The organism is Bartonella vinsonii subsp. vinsonii, assembly GCF_902825235.1.
Classification (GTDB): domain Bacteria; phylum Pseudomonadota; class Alphaproteobacteria; order Rhizobiales; family Rhizobiaceae; genus Bartonella; species Bartonella vinsonii.
The window spans coordinates 172,982-191,341 of the sequence record NZ_CADEAJ010000001.1 but is presented as its reverse complement, the minus strand read 5'-3'; the positions used below and the strand labels follow the sequence as shown (position 1 = coordinate 191,341).

Annotated in this window: 13 protein-coding genes and 1 tRNA gene; 7 read left to right on the top strand and 7 right to left on the bottom strand. The window is 39.3% G+C overall.

The features are described 5' to 3' along the window. Positions 1 to 52: 52 nt before the first annotated feature. The 4 genes from cyoB (at position 53) to gpsA (ending at position 5,062) form a co-directional block, all read left to right on the top strand. The gene (gene cyoB, locus J7R12_RS00760; protein ID WP_126602338.1) at positions 53 to 2,071 is read left to right on the top strand and encodes a cytochrome o ubiquinol oxidase subunit I; all 2,019 of its coding nucleotides are present in this window, start codon (positions 53 to 55) and stop codon (positions 2,069 to 2,071) included. Beyond that, complete coding sequence (locus J7R12_RS00755) at positions 2,068 to 2,733, top strand: cytochrome (ubi)quinol oxidase subunit III (RefSeq protein ID WP_126602340.1); 666 nt, start codon at positions 2,068 to 2,070, stop codon at positions 2,731 to 2,733. Before cyoB ends, J7R12_RS00755 begins: the two co-directional genes overlap by 4 nt. Next, complete coding sequence (gene cyoD / locus J7R12_RS00750; RefSeq protein WP_126602342.1) at positions 2,733 to 3,611, top strand: cytochrome o ubiquinol oxidase subunit IV; 879 nt, start codon at positions 2,733 to 2,735, stop codon at positions 3,609 to 3,611. Before J7R12_RS00755 ends, cyoD begins: the two co-directional genes overlap by 1 nt. A gap of 428 nt (positions 3,612 to 4,039) precedes the next feature. Continuing rightward, complete coding sequence (gpsA, locus tag J7R12_RS00745) at positions 4,040 to 5,062, top strand: NAD(P)H-dependent glycerol-3-phosphate dehydrogenase (protein WP_126602343.1); 1,023 nt, start codon at positions 4,040 to 4,042, stop codon at positions 5,060 to 5,062. A 277-nt stretch (positions 5,063 to 5,339) separates the two neighbouring features. On the opposite strand, the gene fabI is transcribed toward gpsA, so the two are convergent. Genes fabI through fabA form a run of 3 tightly spaced genes read right to left on the bottom strand, consistent with a single transcriptional unit; the run spans position 5,340 to position 7,980 of the window. After that, the gene (gene fabI, locus J7R12_RS00740) at positions 5,340 to 6,158 is read right to left on the bottom strand and encodes an enoyl-ACP reductase FabI (RefSeq protein WP_126602345.1); all 819 of its coding nucleotides are present in this window, start codon (positions 6,156 to 6,158) and stop codon (positions 5,340 to 5,342) included. 51 nt (positions 6,159 to 6,209) lie between these two features. Further along, positions 6,210 to 7,430, bottom strand: a complete 1,221-nt coding sequence (fabB, locus tag J7R12_RS00735; RefSeq protein WP_126602347.1) for a beta-ketoacyl-ACP synthase I — start codon at positions 7,428 to 7,430, stop codon at positions 6,210 to 6,212. 40 nt (positions 7,431 to 7,470) lie between these two features. Next, positions 7,471 to 7,980, bottom strand: a complete 510-nt coding sequence (gene fabA, locus J7R12_RS00730) for a 3-hydroxyacyl-[acyl-carrier-protein] dehydratase FabA (protein WP_126602348.1) — start codon at positions 7,978 to 7,980, stop codon at positions 7,471 to 7,473. A 219-nt stretch (positions 7,981 to 8,199) separates the two neighbouring features. On the opposite strand from fabA, the gene irrA reads away from it, so the two are divergent. After that, entirely contained in the window at positions 8,200 to 8,694 is a 495-nt protein-coding gene (gene irrA, locus J7R12_RS00725; RefSeq protein WP_126604003.1) for an iron response transcriptional regulator IrrA, read from the top strand. A 63-nt stretch (positions 8,695 to 8,757) separates the two neighbouring features. On the opposite strand, the gene J7R12_RS00720 is transcribed toward irrA, so the two are convergent. The 4 genes from J7R12_RS00720 to J7R12_RS00705 form a co-directional block, all read right to left on the bottom strand. Continuing rightward, the gene (locus J7R12_RS00720) at positions 8,758 to 9,330 is read right to left on the bottom strand and encodes an SH3 domain-containing protein (protein ID WP_126602350.1); all 573 of its coding nucleotides are present in this window, start codon (positions 9,328 to 9,330) and stop codon (positions 8,758 to 8,760) included. Between the two features lie 1,461 nt (positions 9,331 to 10,791). Beyond that, positions 10,792 to 11,025, bottom strand: coding sequence for a 30S ribosomal protein S21 (gene rpsU / locus J7R12_RS00715; RefSeq protein WP_126602352.1), 234 nt, complete (start codon positions 11,023 to 11,025; stop codon positions 10,792 to 10,794). Between the two features lie 197 nt (positions 11,026 to 11,222). Next, positions 11,223 to 12,896, bottom strand: coding sequence for a formate--tetrahydrofolate ligase (locus J7R12_RS00710; protein ID WP_126602354.1), 1,674 nt, complete (start codon positions 12,894 to 12,896; stop codon positions 11,223 to 11,225). Between the two features lie 642 nt (positions 12,897 to 13,538). Next, positions 13,539 to 13,615: transfer RNA gene (locus J7R12_RS00705), tRNA-Arg, on the bottom strand. Between the two features lie 382 nt (positions 13,616 to 13,997). On the opposite strand from J7R12_RS00705, the gene J7R12_RS00700 reads away from it, so the two are divergent. Beyond that, positions 13,998 to 15,143 (top strand): efflux RND transporter periplasmic adaptor subunit, encoded by a 1,146-nt coding sequence (locus J7R12_RS00700; RefSeq protein WP_126602355.1) that lies wholly within the window; start codon positions 13,998 to 14,000, stop codon positions 15,141 to 15,143. Then, positions 15,140 to 18,274, top strand: a complete 3,135-nt coding sequence (locus tag J7R12_RS00695) for an efflux RND transporter permease subunit (RefSeq protein WP_126602357.1) — start codon at positions 15,140 to 15,142, stop codon at positions 18,272 to 18,274. Before J7R12_RS00700 ends, J7R12_RS00695 begins: the two co-directional genes overlap by 4 nt. Positions 18,275 to 18,360: the final 86 nt, after the last annotated feature.

Sequence of the window (18,360 nt, the reverse complement as noted above, 5' to 3'; positions counted from 1 at the left end):
TTTTTAAAAGAAGGTTTCTTGTAACTGAAATTCATTTGATATGGGTTGAGAAATGTTTGGAAGACTTACAGATCCTACGGCTGGTGCTTTTCACGCACTTGCACATGAGCCAATCGTTTTATACACATGTATTGCGATTGTTTTGGGAGGTTTAATTGCTGTTATTGCTTTAACAGTACTTGGATGGTGGGGAGTTTTATGGCGAAATTGGATTACAACGGTTGATCATAAACGCATCGGTATTATGTACATTGTTCTCGGTATTATCATGCTTGTTCGTGGTTTTGCTGATGCAATTATGATGCGAACACATCAGGCTATGGCGCTTGGCAGTGAAACGGCAGGGTATTTGCCGCCTGAGCATTTTGATCAGATTTTTTCGGCGCATGGCACCATTATGATTTTCTTCATGGCTACACCGATTTTATTTGGTCTTTTTAATTATCTCATACCGCTACAAATTGGTGCGCGTGATGTTGCCTTTCCCTTTGCAAATAATTTAGGGTTTTGGATTACAGCGGCAGGGGCAATACTGATTAACATATCGCTAGGTGTTGGTAATTTTGGTCGTGGTGGTTGGTTGATGTATCCTCCTTTTTCTGAGTTGCAAGGGAGTCCAGATACAGGGGTAGATTATTATTTATGGTCGCTTCAGCTTTCTGGTATCGCGACGACAATGGGGGCAATCAATTTTGTTGCGACCATTATTAAAATGCGTGCTCCTGGGATGACAATGATGAAAATGCCAGTGTTTTGTTGGAGCGCTTTCGTTAGCAATGTCCTTATTTTGGTGATTTATCCTGTTTTAACAGTAGCATTCGCACTCTTGGCATGTGATCGTTATTTGGGCATGAATTTCTTTACCAATGTTGGGGGTGGAAATCCGATGGTATGGATTAACTATGTCTGGATTTTTGGTCATCCTGAAGTTTATGTTTTGGTTGTTCCTGCTTTTGGGATTGTTTCTGAGGTTGTGTCGACTTTTTCTTCAAAACGCCTTTTTGGTTATACTTCAATGGTATGGGCAATGTTGGTTATTTTAATTCTTTCGCTTGTTGTTTGGGGACACCATTTCTTTACAATGGGTGGAGGTGAAGCTGTAAATACTTTCTTTGGTATTGCAACGATGATCATTGCGGTTCCCACAGGTGTGAAAGTCTTTAATTGGTTACTGACTATGTATAAGGGTCGCATTCGTTTCGAGCCTCCAATGCTTTGGTGTATGGGAATGATCTTTACATTCGTTGGTGGTGGATTAACAGGCGTTTTGATGTCTATCGTGCCTGCAGATTGGCAGTTTCATAATTCGCTCTTTTTGGTAGCACATTTCCATCATACAATTATTGGTGGCGTTGTTTTTGCTTATCTAGCTGGGCTTGCTTTTTGGTTTCCAAAAGTCTTTGGTTATAAACCCAATCGGTTTCTAGGTATTGCATCTTTCTGGTGCTGGTTCGTAGGTTTTTATCTCGCTTTTTTCCCAGTTTATGCACTTGGCTTGATGGGTGCGACGCGTCGTCTTCAACATTATATGGAACCTAGTTGGCAACCAATGTTTATCATTGCCGCACTGGGAGCTTTTATTATTTTGCTTGGTATCCTTTGTTTTGTGCTGCAAGTTGTTTTAGCAATTTGGTACGGTATCAAACATAAAGGGCGCTTGCCAGTAACATTAAATGATTCTTGGGGTGATGGACGGACACTTGAATGGTCTGTTTCTTCTCCTCCCCCTGCTTATAATTTTGCAATCATTCCAGAAGTGCAGAATGATGATGCTTATTGGCATATGAAGAAGGATGGTTATCAGCGTCCAACAAGTGGATTTTCAAAAATTCATATGCCTTCAAATACATCGGCAGGGATTATTGCAGGATTCTTCTCGTTAGTTGTTGGTTTTGCGCTTGTTTGGCATATTTGGTGGCTTGTTGCGATTGGATTGATTGGTTTTATTGCAACGATTGTGCGTCATTCATTAACAGGTGACCACCATGGTTACTATATTCCAGCTGAAGAAGTGCAAAAAACTGAGGATGTTTTTACAGCTGTTCTTAAAAAACAAGGAGCAACAGTATGAATGCGATGACAATGAATAATGCTCACGGCGATGAACATCATCACGATAGTAGCTCGATAATGACATTTGGTTTTTGGGTCTACATTCTTTCGGATTTGATTCTGTTCTCGACACTTTTTTCAAGTTTTGCTGTTTTTTCTGCTTCTTATGGGGGGGGGAAAGCAAGCAATGAATTCATTGATTTAAAATTTGTTTTAGTTGAAACTGCTATCTTATTACTGTCATCCATTACTTATGGGTTTGCAATGGTACAAGCGCATAAAAGTAATCTTAGTGGTGTGCGGTTATGGATGGCAGTTACCTTTGTCCTTGGATGTTGCTTTATCGGAATGGAAGTTTATGAATTTCATGAGCTTCTGGGCGAGGTGTTTTATTACGATCCTAATGCTTATGCTGGTATTGATCCTGCAACAGGTTTACAGCTTTTTGGACGAGAGGTTCTATCCGCTTATTGGTCAGCATTTTTTGCTTTGGTGGGCACCCATGGTCTTCATGTAAGTGTTGGTCTTCTTTGGATGGTAGTAATGTTTTTTCATCTTCGTCGTAATGGTTTGGATCAGGATAATAAAACACGTTTGACATGTCTTTCAATTTTCTGGCATTTGCTTGATATCGTATGGGTTGGTGTTTTCACGATGGTTTATCTATTAGGAGCATTATAATGAGCAGGCATAACGAAGCACATGGTCCCAGTACGGGTTCCTATTTAATTGGTTTTATTTTGGCCGTATTTTTCACGATGGGGTCTTTTATTCCTGTGATGTATGGAATGATGGACAGCTGGGCAATTAGCACAAAGGTTGCATATCTTATTGGAATGGCGATTATTCAGATTATAGTGCAAATTGTTTTCTTCTTGCACTTGAATTCTGGTCCAGATGCCAAGTGGAATTTAAGCGCATTATGGTTTGCAGCTATCTGCGTTTTTATTATTATTGGGGGTACGTGGTGGGCTATTTCTCATTTGAATTACAATATGATGGGTGGTTCAGGACGTATTGTTGAGCCAGAGGTGTTAGGGAGTTCTGTGACGACTCCTGAGCAATTCTCGGAGACACAAAAACCAGTAGAACAGTTACCAGCACAGGCTCCTGTAGAGCAAGCACCAAGTGTGGAAATACCCGTGGGGCAGTCAACGCAAGCTCCTGTAGAGCAAGCATCGGGTGTGGAAATGCCCGTGGGGCAGTCAACGCAAGCTCCTGTAGAGCAAGCACCAGGTGTGGAAATGCCCGTGGGGCAATCAACGCAAGCTCCCGTAGAACAAGCACCGGGTGTGGAAATGCCCGTGGGGCAGTCAACGCAGGCTCCCGTAGAGCAAGCACCAGGTGTGGAAATGCCCGTGGGGCAGTCAACACAAGCTCCCGTAGAGCAAGCACCGAGTGTGGAAATGCCTGTGGGGCAATCAACGCAGGCTCCTGTAGAGCAAGCACCAGGTGTGGAAATGCCCGTGGGGCAATCAACGCAGGCTCCTGTAGAGAAAGTGCCGGATGCAAAAATGCCCGTGGAGCAAGCGCCAGATACACAAAATTCCGTAAAGTAGTTACCGAGAATCAAAATATCAAATATCCATGAAGCCAATGCCAAGTGCATTGGCTTTTTTTGTAGGCACTAGTCGCGAAAATATTGTGGGACATAGGGTAGGATATTAAGTATAGGATATCAATCGAGTAATTGTTTAAGGGATTATTACAATTTGGACTATACTTTTCTAAAACAGAAAATATGGCTAATTTAGCGTAACCTTAATTTTATTTGAGATAAAATGCTCTTTATAGAATGTACAAGAAGTTGTGTTTATATAATTCAGTATAGAAAATGAGAAATTTTAAAAGATTTCATGTTGTATAAGGTAAAGCTAAGAGGAAAGAGTATTTTCAAATTCAATGAATTTATATTAAAGTACTCTTTAATAAATATATTATAGTGTATCATGCAAACTGGAAATTTGGAAAATAATCAGAAAGCTTAATGAAAGCCATTTCGATAACAGTTATTGGTGCCGGTTCTTTTGGCACTGCATTAGCCATTACTCTGGCCCGTAACGGCCATCGTGTTTTACTTTGGGGATATAATCCTCAACATATCAGAAAATTACAAGAACATCGCTGTAATCAGGCATTTTTACCCGATATTCAATTTCCTAAAAATCTATTGCTTGAAACTTCTCTTAAAACGGCAATAATGACAAGCTCTAATATATTGATTGTTGTTCCAAGTCATGTATTTCGTCAGGTATTGTGCAATATTCAGCCTTATTTGCATCAAAATTCACGTGTTATTTGGGCAACGAAGGGCTTAGAACACGGTACGGGACGCCTCTTACAAGAAGTTGCTCGTGAGGTTTTAGGTGATAAAATCCCTTTAGCTGTCTTGTCTGGACCAACTTTTGCTAAAGAACTTGCTATCGGCTTGCCCACAGCAATTACGCTAGCAGCTTCTGATGCTGAATTTGGTGAGGAGCTACAGCAACTTTTCCATTATAGCAAAAATTTTAGAGTGTATAAAAATCCAGATATGATTGGTGTTCAATTGGGTGGTGCAACCAAAAATGTCATTGCTATTGGTGCAGGAATATCAGATGGTATGGGATTTGGAGCAAACGCCCGAATAGCTCTTATCACACGAGGGATAGCTGAAATTAGTCGTTTAGGCGTTGCAATGGGTGCTGAGCTTTCTACATTCATGGGTATGACAGGCTTAGGTGATCTCGTTTTGACATGTACCGACAACCAATCGCGCAATCGCCGTTTTGGAATGCTGCTTGGCCAAGGAATGGAGAGAGAAAAAGCGGAAAAACAGATTGGTCAAGTTGTTGAAGGTTACTTAAATACAAAAGAAGTGCGTACATTAGCACAACGCGTCGGGGTAGAAATGCCAATTACAGAGCAAATTTATCAGGTGCTCTTTTGTGGTAAAAGTGTAGTCGAAGCAGCTAATACATTATTAAGCCGGTCATTCAAAAATGAGGTGGACGACATAGTAGGCTTTTGAATGATTCAATAAGAGATAGTGTAGTTGCGACAGAAACCTGACAACGGATTGTGCTGATTATGAACAAAACAGCAATTCTTTAATTTAATGGATTGCAGATTTCTATGCGTTAGATTTTTGCACAATGTCACTGGAGCTGTTGTTGAAGTCATATCTTCTAAAAATAAGAAGTCTCTTCTCATGATCCATAGCATTTACGTTAGAAAAAGCAGGCGATATGTTTTTAAAATACGACATATATGCTTACTTTTTCTACTTTTAAAAGTTTTATGAAAAATCATTCTCCTTGAGTTTCTTCACTCTGTTTTAGCTCTTCGAGTGTTGGCATAGACATAATGTTATAGCCTGAATCAACATAATGAATTTCACCGGTAACGCCTGATGATAAGTCAGAAAGTAGGTAAAGAGCAGCTTTTCCGATTTCATGAATGTTGACAGTGCGACGTAGTGGAGCATTACGGCGTTGATATGAGAAGATTGCACGCGCAGATGCAATACCATTCCCTGCTAATGTCCTAACAGGTCCCGCCGAAATTGCATTGACACGAATATTTTGCGGGCCAAAATCTGCTGCTAAATAGCGTACCATAGCTTCTAAAGCGGCTTTAGCAACACCCATGATGTTATAATTAGGGACAACTTGCTGTGAAGCTCCATAAGTGAGCGTTAAGAGAGCTCCTCCATTAGGCATAAGCTTACCGGCACGCTGGGCAATTTCAGTAAAGGAATAAGCTGAAATAACCATCGTACGCTTAAAATTTTCGCGTGTTGTAACATCAACGTAACGTCCTTTGAGCTGATTTTTATCTGAAAAGCCAATGGCATGAACAATAAAATCAATTGTTTTCCATTCTTTTTCAAGATGTTCAAAGACATGATCAAGATTTTCAATTTTTTCAACATCGCATTCAAGCAACAATTTGCAACCAAGTTTTTCCGCAAGTGGTTGCACCCGTTTTCCAAAGGCATCTCCTTGATAGGTAAATGCTAATTCAGCTCCTGCTTTTGCGAGTTGACAGGCAATACCCCAAGCAATTGAGTGATCATTTGCAACCCCCATAATAAGGCCACGTTTGCCCTCCATCAAACCTTTCATACAATTCTCCATAAAACTATGCTTTTTTTCAATCCGCTAAGAACTCTTAATTTACACATAGCGTTGGAAAACGAGCGTTGCATTGGTACCACCAAAGCCAAATGTATTTGATAATACAGTATTCAGTTGTTGATGATCACGACGTTCACGAACAATTGGCATATTGATAAAAGCTGGATCAAGCTCTTCAATATGGGCGCTCTCGCAAATAAAATTGTGATTCATCATTAACAGTGTATAGATCGCTTCTTGAACACCTGCGGCTCCTAAGGAATGACCAGTCAGAGATTTTGTGGCGGAAATTGGTGGACATTGATCACCTTCTCCAAAGACACGGCGGATTGCTTCTATTTCGGGGGGGTCACCAACAGGTGTTGCTGTTGCATGGGGGTTGATATAATCAATTTTATTATTGACCGTTGCAAGTGCCATGCGCATGCATCGTTCTGCCCCTTCACCAGATGGAGCAACCATGTCATGTCCATCGGATGTGGCGCCATATCCGACAATTTCTCCGTAGATTTTTGCACCACGTGCCTTGGCAAGCTCCAGCTCTTCAAGAACTAGAACACCTGCTCCACCAGCAATAACAAATCCATCACGATTGATATCATAAGCACGTGAAGCTTTTTCTGGTACGTCATTATATTTGCTAGACATAGCGCCCATAGCGTCGAATAAAACAGATAATGTCCAGTCCAAATCTTCGCAACCACCAGCAAAGACACGATCTTGTCTGCCGTACTGTATCAATTCATAAGCATTGCCAATACAATGATTAGAAGTAGCACAAGCCGAAGAGATCGAATAGTTCACACCTTTAATTTTAAAAAAAGTCGCAAGCGTTGCGGATGCTGTAGAACTCATTGCTTTAGGTACAACAAAAGGACCAACACGCTTTGGACCTTTTTGGCGTGTAATGTCAGCAGCTTCAACGATTGATTGCGTTGAAGGGCCTCCCGAGCCCATAATGATACCTGTGCGTTCATTTGATACTTCATGCAGCTCTAAACCCGCATCAACAATTGCTTGATCCATGGCGATATGATTCCAAGCAGTTCCGCGTCCATGAAAACGTAAAGCGCGTCGGTCAACCAATTCTTCTATATCAATATCAGGTTTTCCATAAACTCTGCTACGAAAACCTAATTCGGCATATTGGGGGGCATAGGAAATCCCAGATTTTGCTTCATACAAACTGGTTAAAACATCTCTAGGGTTATTTCCAATCGCGGAGACAATTCCCATTCCGGTTACAACAACTCGACGCATTCATACCTCCTTGTTTATGCCCCTTTTAATGCAAATAATTTCAGTCTTCTTTAAATAAAGCAACACGTAAATCACTAGCTTTATAGATGGCTTCGCCATCTGCTTTTACCCATCCATCTGCTATTCCTAAGACCAAATTTCCACGCCGGATACGTTTAAAATCTATTCCATATTCAAGCAGTTTGGTTTGCGGAGTGACCATACCTGATAATTTTACTTCACCGGTTGAAATAGCCCTTCCTTTTCCTGGTTCACCTAACCAACCGAGAAAAAAACCTGTTAATTGCCACATACCATCTAAACCGAGACATCCTGGCATAACCGGATCACCCATAAAGTGACAGTCAAAGAACCATAGGTCTGAAGTAATGTCAAATTCAGCACGGACCATTCCTTTATTATATTCACCGCCAGTTTCACTAATTTGAGTGATTCGATGAATCATTAACATAGGAGGGGCAGGTAATTGCGCGTTACCCTTACCAAACATTTCGCCGCGAGCGCAGCTTAGAAGCTCTTCATAAGTGTAGCGAGACTTTTGTTCAGCCATTGTTACTCCATTTATTTGCATATATTTTACTTCTGCGCTTTTCCCAAACCTACTTTTAGAGCAAATTTTAAGGAGAGGGAAATGATTTTATATCATTTTTAATGACAAAGGCCCTTTTTTATGTATCCTGCATGGTGGGTTATTTAAAAATAGAATATACATTATACATATTGTTTCTATTTTAATCTTCTTTGAGCAAAAATGCATTGTGGTTTTGATATGTCAATGAGCGCAGACAATTTAGAGTTAAATGAAGAGCAACAGTCCACGAAAGACTGTGGGAAGGTTTTGCATTATTATTCCGTCCCTATGTTAGAAAAACGTTTGCGTCAAAATGGTTTACGGCCAACACGCCAAAGATTAGAACTTGCTCATATGATTTTTTCTCAAGGGAATCGTCATATTGCTGCTGAAGAACTCTATGAAGAGGCAATTGCATTGGGTGTGCCTGTGTCTTTAGCAACGGTTTATAATACGCTTCATCAATTTACAGAAGCGGGATTATTACGGATTATTGCTGTGGAAGGTTCGAAAACTTGGTTTGATACCAATACATCTGACCACTATCATTTTTATATAGAAGGTGAAAATCGTATTCTTGATATTCCTTATGACTTGAAAGAAACTCCCATCATTGGAAATTTACCTCAACCGCCAGAAGGTATGGAAATTTCGCATGTTGATTTAATAATTCGGTTAAAGCCAAAAAGCTAATCTGATTATAGAGCAGAGAAAGTTCAACAAGCGGTAAAATTTGAACGTGTTTCGATTTAAAAGTCACCAACTTTTAATTTTTTCATCAGGATAGATTCCCCATAACTGGGATTGCTGGAGCCATCCTCGGGTATTATTAATACTTAATTCGCACCAGTGTCCATCGCATTGGCGAATATTACCAATAACATTAGGCTCTACTTCTGCAACGAGTTCTGCGTTGTCGGCGGGGGTTTTGCGCAGCATGAGTCTTTTTGTTTTATCTTTTTGCCATGGGATAGCTATAGCAGTTCGTTTTCCTGATAAAAGAGATTGATAGACCCATCCCTCATCACCTTCGGCATCACGGATTTTGCGCCATTGATCATATTCTTGAATGATTTCAATAGGCAATCCCTGTTTTTTGTAGATAAAAAGAATAGAATAATTGCTTCCTGGTCCGATACGCACATTTACACGGGTGGGTTTAATCGAAGCAAAGCGTGGAAGTGGTAAACCACTTGGTCCTAAATTTTGCCCTAGATTTTGATTGGGTGTTTGTGCTTGCAAAAAACGAGGGAAACTAAATACAAAAACTCCTGCTATGAGGATACATGATACACGTACTGAGAACTGAAACCAACTAGAATTTTGCACACTTAAACCTTTTATTTCTTCGTTTTTATATATTGGCAATCTGAGATCTGGAAGATAGAATTGGGGGTTGGATCAAAACTATGGCATACTGCTAGTTAAAGAGATCTAAACAATGAGGAAATTGTTTATAAGAATAGTGAAATAAGCAGAACAAAGGTTTGAATTTCTAATGTTTATTTTGCTCATTAAAGCGTGCTTGTAAATTAATGTTCGATTCTCATACAGTTTATAGGTTTAAGATAAATTGAGTGTTGAGATGATTGAATATCTTAAAATCTGTGTCAGTTTTCTATAACAGGTAGGATTATAAAAATGTACATTTATCTGTGTGGTTTATTTCTCAAAAGGGATACCACTCTATGCGAATTATGATCAAAAAAACCTTCAATAACAGGATAATAAAAGGATAAGTGTGTGATTTGAAAAGCGATTCTAGCATAAAATGAAATGTACCGTGCATGAATTTTTATAATGCCAGACAAGCACTATTGAGGAGAGGACAAGCTATGATAAGTTGGCTTGTGATTTTGTAGATCATAAAGATAGCGTTTGTCAGTGTTAACAAATCTTACAAATTTTGCGGCTTGGTTATAGGATATTAAATTACAATCTACTTAATTGGTCATGCTGTAGTATGCTAGACAAATAGAGAGAGCAAGGTGAGAATATATCAATTTCAGGTTTTATAGGAGTGCTGGAAAATACTGTTTTGCAGGACATAGAGGATATATTCATGTATTAAAATACAAGAGTTGTTTATGCTTGATTTCAGTTTTTTTACCAACCAAGAAGAGCAGTATAAAATTGAACAGGAGATTGAGAGTAGAGCTTGCCCGCAGAATCTATAAAGTGAATCATATAAGCCGTGAGAAAGTAGAATGTATCTCTTGAGAGACACCAATCTGATTCAGATTGAGAGTGGCTCAGAATATGTGTCCTTGAGGATAAAAAGGAAATAAAAAGCTCAAAAGTTACAGTGTTTTACCGCTTCATTGAATTAAGTGAGGGGGAGAAGATTACTTGTTTTTATTCTTTATGCACGCAATGATGTATTGTGATAGTAATTTGTATTTTGCCGTTTAACTTGATTTAAAGTATGTGCAAGATTCTCAATATACATTCCAGATGAGAAGATCATCATGAGATTTGTATGCAAATAAGGATTACATTAGGACACCCCCCTTATGCACATCTCGTGTAACAACCGATACCTTTAATAATCCAAGTGATAGTTTGTTATTTCATTATCTCGAATAAGTAAGTGCTACGTAAAGTCCACAAAAAGACTACAAGAAAACACTTATTTAGAGCCTCTTAGAGCTAACCATCACATTTGAAGAACGGATACAGCAGACAGAGAGACATAATAAATCATAAGTGAAAAAAACACTCACACGATACACTAAATATTCTCGGATATCATTGTCACTGCGATTTCAAGACCACATCAACAAAAGCGCACTATCTTACTGTAGCAGTTCGGCCGTTCGTAACAAGACCTTCTCTTTGCGCACGTTTACGGGCAAGCTTACGTGTACGACGAACAGCTTCAGCCTTCTCACGGGCACGCTTTTCAGATGGCTTCTCATAATATCCACGCATCTTCATTTCCCGAAAAATGCCTTCACGCTGCATCTTTTTCTTTAGCGCACGTAGCGCTTGATCAACATTGTTATCACGAACGAGTACTTGCACGATCTATCCTGCTTTGTTTCAAGTTATCATAAATAATAGGTAAAAACCTCGCCCTCTTTAAACTATATTTGAAAGGGCACACACTATGGAGTGCATATCACATAAATAAGGTATTTGTCTATATTGCTTTTTAAAATTCTATTCTTTCATTATAAGGTGCTTTTTATCATGAATGTTTAAGTTTATGGGCTCTACATTTACGAAAGTCCCTGTATCTGATCATTTCTGTCAAGATGAATTTTTTCAGCAGCGGGATAATGTGGTAAGCCGGGCATGGTCATGATATCTCCGCAAATAACTACAATAAAGCCCGCACCCGCCAAGAGGCGAACTTCTCGTACAGGGATTTCAAAATCAACAGGGGCACCGTATTGGGTAGGGTCAGAAGAAAAAGAATAGGGTGTTTTTGCCATACAAATAGGGTATGTACCAAAACCCTCTTTTTCCCAACATTCAAGTTGCTTGAGAATAGGGACGGGGATGATGGCTCCACGCCCACCATATAAGTTTGTTATAATACAATTAATTTTCTGAATGAGTGGAAGGTCGTCTTGATACAGGACTTTAAAATGAGTATTTTTTTCTTCAATCAAAGTAACAAGTTCCTGTGCAAGTTCTAGGGCGCCTTTTCCACCCTGTTTCCAATGTGTGCAGACAACAGCTTTGTGTCCGGTTGTTGCAACGATCTTTTGTAATGTATGTATTTCAGCATCGCTATCGCTATCAAAATGATTAAGAGCAACAACACAAGGGATGCCGTAATGTTGCATATTTTTGATATGCCGCAAAAGATTATCGACTCCCTTTTGTAAAGCAGGGATATTCTCTTCTGACAGATGATTTTTCTCCACACCACCATTCATTTTTAATGCGCGAATTGTTGCGACAATCACTGTAGCATCGGGAACAATACCTGCTTGTCGACATTTAATGTTGAAGAATTTTTCTGCTCCCAGATCGGCTCCAAATCCTGCTTCGGTGACAACATAATCCGCGAGTTTTAAAGCGGTTTTTGTTGCTATAACTGAATTACAGCCATGAGCAATGTTTGCGAAAGGTCCTCCGTGAACAAGAACAGGATTATTTTCAAGGGTTTGTACGAGATTAGGCTGCATGGCATCTTTGAGAAGAACTGTCATTGCACCTTCCGCATTGAGGTCAGCAACTGTCACAGGTGTTTTGTCATAACGATAAGCAACAATAATTCTTTTGAGTCTTTGTGAAAGATCTTCCAAATTTTCAGCAAGACAAAAAACAGCCATAATTTCGGAGGCAACAGTAATATCAAAACCTGTTTGACGTGGAAAACCATTGGTTATTCCACCCAATGAAATAACAATATCTCGCAATGCACGGTCATTCATATCAAGGACTCGCTTCCAAACAATGCGGCGTGGATCAATATTCAGACTGTTTCCCCAGTAGATATGATTATCTATCATTGCGGAAAGAAGATTATGGGCAGCTGTAATGGCATGAAAATCGCCGGTAAAATGCAAATTAAGGTCATCCATCGGAACGACTTGAGCATAACCACCTCCAGCAGCGCCACCTTTTATACCAAAGCACGGACCTAAAGATGGTTCTCTCAAGGCGGCTATTGTTTTTTTTCCAATGAGATTGAGAGCATCATTGAGGCCAACCGTTGTCGTTGTTTTTCCTTCTCCAGCAGGGGTTGGATTGATAGCTGTGACGAGTATAAGTTTACCATCTGGATTTTTATTGAGCGATTTTATGTATGCAGAAGAAATTTTAGCTTTATCATGTCCATAAGGAATGAGATTTTCATGCGCAATACCAATTTTTTGTGCAATTTCAGTGATGGGCTGCTTTTGAGTAGTGCGAGCAATTTCAATATCTGTTTTAGGCATGGAAAAATTCTTTAAATTTGGCTTTTGTTGACATTGAGAGCGGATGCTACAATCGGACAAGGGAATCGATAGCATAGAGAGATTAAAATAAACATAATAAAGGTCGATGAGATAGATGATATACTGCGCAAGAGAGAAAACTAAAGGGGGACAGAAAGAATTTTTAAAAAATCGCTACGTTTTTAATTTTGATAAGTTTTTAGAAGACATGCGAGATTCAGAAATAGCCCATTAATATCAATCTCTTAAATTTTTCATAAGAACACTTTGTTGCACTTTCCGATTTTCGCAACAGTTCATATTCGTCAGAATTTTTATCTTATTAAAAAAGAATGCTACCGCTTTAAAAATTTTATGGAGAGTTTTATTAAAATGGTGAAGATTCTTTAAACAAGAACAAAACATTTTATTTTGAAGTTTAAGAGATAAAAGAGATTTTCAAAAAATTCCATTTTTGAGTAGCAAAATATGTTAGATGATGGGGGGGGTAAAGACATCTTAGCGAGAAATTTTGCTTCGCACTCAAAAGAGTAGGTGTGTGCGATCTGATAAGGCTATAAATGTCTGATGAAAGGGCATCATAAAGGGATGTTGTTTACTCATCTCAAGTATGCGCCGAAGAGGAATGAAAATCTTATATGATGGCGCACCCGAAGAGATTCGAACTCCTGACCCCCAGATTCGTAGTCTGGTGCTCTATCCAGCTGAGCTACGGGTGCATACGTTTTCAAGTTTACATCATTGAAACAAGCGTTTCCTAATCGTTTCATTGAAGAATTGCAAGTGAAACTTGGTAAAAATGAAAATTTTGTCTTTTCGTTCTTTAATACATTTTAAAAAGACGACAATATTTTCGGTTTAAGTTGGATTTTTGTGTGGTGTCTTCTTTTCTATTGTTTGAAAGCTAAATGTAATATGAACGATAGTTAACTTGACGCTTTAAGCCATGCAAGATAATCAAGTGACAAATGAGATATGTTTTTTTCGGTGGGGGGTAAGATACACTGCCTGCAGTTCGGTTTTTGTGTGAAGCTTGGAAGTTACTGTTGAAAACTGTTTCGAACAAATTTTCATATTAAATAGCGAAGCAAGGATAGATGTATGGGGTTGTTAAAAAAGATCTTTCCACTGGTGTTTTTCATTGTTGTTCTGATGGTTGCTTATTGGGAGGGGAAAAAAAGTTCAGAACGGCTTATTCCTATAACAGGTAAGACAACAACAAATGCATCGGATAAAATGTTAAAGGCGCCCTTGGGAAGCCCTCTGACGCATGTTGTTGTGGATGTTGTCAAAGTTCAAGATTTTTATGAACAGTTGAATGTGCTTGGAAGTGGACGAGCATTTGCTACAGTGGGGTTAACCCCTTGGTCATCAGGTGTTGTTGATAAGTTTTTTGTGTCAGCTGGTGCAAAAGTGCAAGAGGGTGATGCGCTTGCAAAGCTTGATTCTAAAAAGGAAGAAATAGCGGTTTCAAAAGCAAAAGTACAACGTGATAACAGTGCATTAACGCTATCGCGTATTCTGAAATTACGTGCCAGCAATACAGCAACAGAGGTTCAGGAAATTACTGCACGCTTAGAGTTGGATAACGCAAATTTGGTTTTACGTGATGCTGATTTAGCACTTGATCGGCGAACAATTCGTGCGCCTATTAACGGTGTTGTTGGTATTTTCTCCATTGATGTGGGCAATGCTGTTACGCCTAATACTATAATAGGTCGTATTGAGGATAGAGAACGTATTTTAGTCGATATATGGGTTCCTGAGCGGTACACATCGTATATTCATAAAGGAGATGAGGTAACAGCAACATTAACGGCACAGCCGGATAAAGCTTTTGTTGGTCATATTTATGCGATTGATAATGTTGTTGATCCAGAAAGTCACACACTTCATGTTCAGGTTGAAATTAAGAATGAAAAAGATACGCTTATGTCCGGTATGTCTTTTTCTATTGCGTTGCAATTTTATGGTGGCGCTTTTCCTGTCGTTAATCCTCTTGCCGTTCAATGGAACAGTAAGGGATCATTCGTTTGGCGTGTGAGAGAGGGGAAAGTAGAGCCTATTCCAGTATCGATTATGCAGCATAAAGCAGATCAAGTATTTGTGAAAGCTCCCCTCACAAATGGTGATCAAGTTGTTGTTCAAGGAGTACAGACTCTCCATCTAGGAAGCAGGGTTACTCTTGATAATCCAAAGTCCGATCAACTGCAATTATTAATGCTTCATGGGCAGAGTGTACAATGAGACAGGAATTTAGCGCGAAACAGCCCATAGCACAGGCTGAACAAGGCGGTTTGATTGCATTATTTATTCGCAGACCGGTTTTCACCTTTGTTTTGAATGCTCTGATTATCATTGCAGGGATTGCTGCATGGTTAAATGTGGATGTACGTGAACTTCCCGATGTTGATACTCCCGTGACGACGATTATGACAGCTTTTGCTGGGGCATCAGCAGAAACTATTGATCGTGAAGTTACAAGAATTATAGAAGATGCTGTTTCTCGTGTTTCAGGTGTTAAAACAATTTCTTCCAGTTCTTCTTTTGGCCGTTCCCGCGTAGAAATTAATTTTAATGTTGGTGTTGATTTAAATGTTGCAGCATCTGATATTCGCGATGCGCTCTCTCGCATTGCTTATTCTTTACCAAAAAATGCTGATACGCCTTTGATTATTAAGGCAGATTCAAATGCTGCTGCGATGATGTATTTGGTTGTAACTTCACCAACAATGAGTATTGATGATTTAACAGCAGTTGTAAATGATCAAATCGTTGATGCACTTTCTGCTGTTGATGGTGTTGGTGATGTGCAGGTTGATAGTGCACGCACGAAGATTTTTCAGATTGATGTCGATCAAGCAAAGCTTGCAAGCTATGGATTGACCGTAGCAGATATTTCACGTGTTCTTGCTGATATGACAACGGATGTACCGGTGGGGTCATTACGCAATTCTAAGCAAACTTTAATTGTACGTGCTACTGCGCGTTTAACAACACCAGAAGCTTTTGAACAAGTTATCTTAAAACCGCGTGTGCATCTTGGTGATGTTGCACATGTTACTTTGTCACCTGATGTAGAAACGGTTATTCTGCGTGTCAACGGAAAGACAGGAATTGGGTTGGGGATTGTACGTAAAGCACAATCCAATACCCTTAATATTTCTCAAGGGGTTCGAGCGGTTCTCAAGCATCTTAAAAGTGTTGTTCCTTCTTCTGTGCATATGGACGTAATTAGTGATGATGCACTTTTTATTAAAAGTGCACTTCACGAGGTTGAGGTTGCATTGGTCATCGCTGTTCTCAGCGTTATCTTGGTTATTTTTCTCTTTCTTAGAGATATTCGTGTAACGCTTATTCCCGCCTTGTCTATTCCTGTTGCTTTGATTGGTACAATTTCTGCCATTTATCTTGTAGGATTTTCCTTAAATATTCTCACATTTTTAGGACTTGTTTTGGCAACAGGGCTTGTGGTTGATGATGCAATTGTCGTTCTGGAGAATATTGTTCGGTGGCGCAATATGGGGTTTGGTCCTCGAGCAGCAGCGGTACTAGGGACACGGGAAGTATTTTTTGCTGTTTTAGCAACAACGTTGACTTTAGTCGCTGTATTTGTACCTATTTCTTTTCTTCCTGGTCAAGTAGGAGGACTTTTTAGAGAATTTGGTTTTGTGTTGGCAATTTCTATTCTGCTTTCTTCGATTGTTGCTTTAACACTTTGCCCTATGTTGGCTTCACGTCTTCTCAAGGGACAAGTTGAAAGCGAGAGGGATGAGACGCATTATCTGGCTTTTTTGTATAAATTAGGTTCTTTTTTTAGCAAAGGATATGCTTATACTCTGCATAAATGTTTGAGCAGACCTGGGACTGTTATTTTTGCTTCACTTATTTTTGCGGGTCTTTGTGTTGGAGGCTATACGAAATTACAACAGGAATTAACGCCGGCAGAAGATAGGGCTTTGATCTTTTTAGTCATTAATGGACCACAAGGTATTTCAACACAGTATCTCAATGAACAGGTAGAGAAGATTGAAACAAGTTTACAACCCTTACGTGATGCTGGAGAGATTGCTAACAGTTATTCTATCGCTGGCATTGGCGGTTCATCAAATACTGCTTTTTTAATTTTGCTGCTTTCTTCTTGGGACAAACGTTTGCGTTCTCAACAAGAGATCGTAGAAGATGTTAATGCAAAGGTTAGACAGTTTCCCGCAGTTTTTGTGTTTGCTGCACAGGGAAATTCTCTAGGTGTTAGAGGAACGGGGCAAGGGTTACAATTTGCAATTCTTGGCAATGATTATACAAAATTACAGCCAATTGCTGATAAGCTTGTGAGTGCTTTGCAAGCTAATCCACATTTTATTCGTCCAAGGCTTACTGTTGATGCAACACAAGCACAATTTTTTATTGAAATTAATCGAGAAAAAGCCTCTGAATTAGGCATTGATATCACCAATTTGGGGAATACACTACAAGCAATGCTGGATGGGAAAAAAATAGGTTCCGTTTATGTCGATGACCATTCTTATGATGTGAAACTCACTTCGCGTAAGAATCCACTTAATAATCCTCATGATTTGGAAAATATTTTTTTGAAAACCAAAGGCAATAAATATGTTCCTTTATCGGTTGTTGCGCGCTTGCATGAAAAAGCCATAGCACCTCAATTAAAACGAGAGAAACGCATGAGTGCTGTTATTTTAAGCGCAAATCTTGCACCAGGTGTTATTTTAGGGGATGCTTATCAGACAGTACAAAAAATAGCAGCTCCTTTGTTGGTAGAGGGAAATTATATTGTTCCGTTGGGGGAAGCTGCTACACTAGATGAAACATCTTCCAATTTTATGATTGTTTTTGGAATCGCCTTTGTCATTATTTTATTGGTTTTGGCTGCACAGTTTGAAAGTTTTGTTTCAGGATTTATTATTATGGCTACTGTACCATTAGGGATTGGTTGTGCTGTAATTGCCATGCTTTTAAGTGGTGTTAGTCTTAATATTTACAGTCAAATTGGTTTGATTTTGTTAGTTGGGGTTATGGCCAAAAATGGGATTCTGATTGTTGAGTTTGCAGATCAATTGCGTGATCAAGGTAAAAGCGTGCGTGAAGCTGTAGAAGAAGCGGCAAATATTCGTCTTCGTCCAGTTTGTATGACGATGATTTGTGCTATTTTAGGGGGTATTCCTTTGGTTTTAGCCAAAGGTGCTGGTGCAGAAGCACGTGTATCTTTAGGTTGGGTTATTGTTGGTGGTTTGGGTTTAGCAACTGTTTTTACGCTTTATGTTACACCGGTTGTTTATCTTTTTCTCGGACGTTTTGTAAAGCCAAAAGCAGAAGAAGCTTTACGTTTAACAAAAGAACTCAGCCAAGTTGAATGATGTACTTGGTAAGAAAGATTTGGAAGTTTCTTACTTTCGTTTTAAAAATGCCGTTTTCAGATCCTATCTTTCCGCTTTTGTATTCC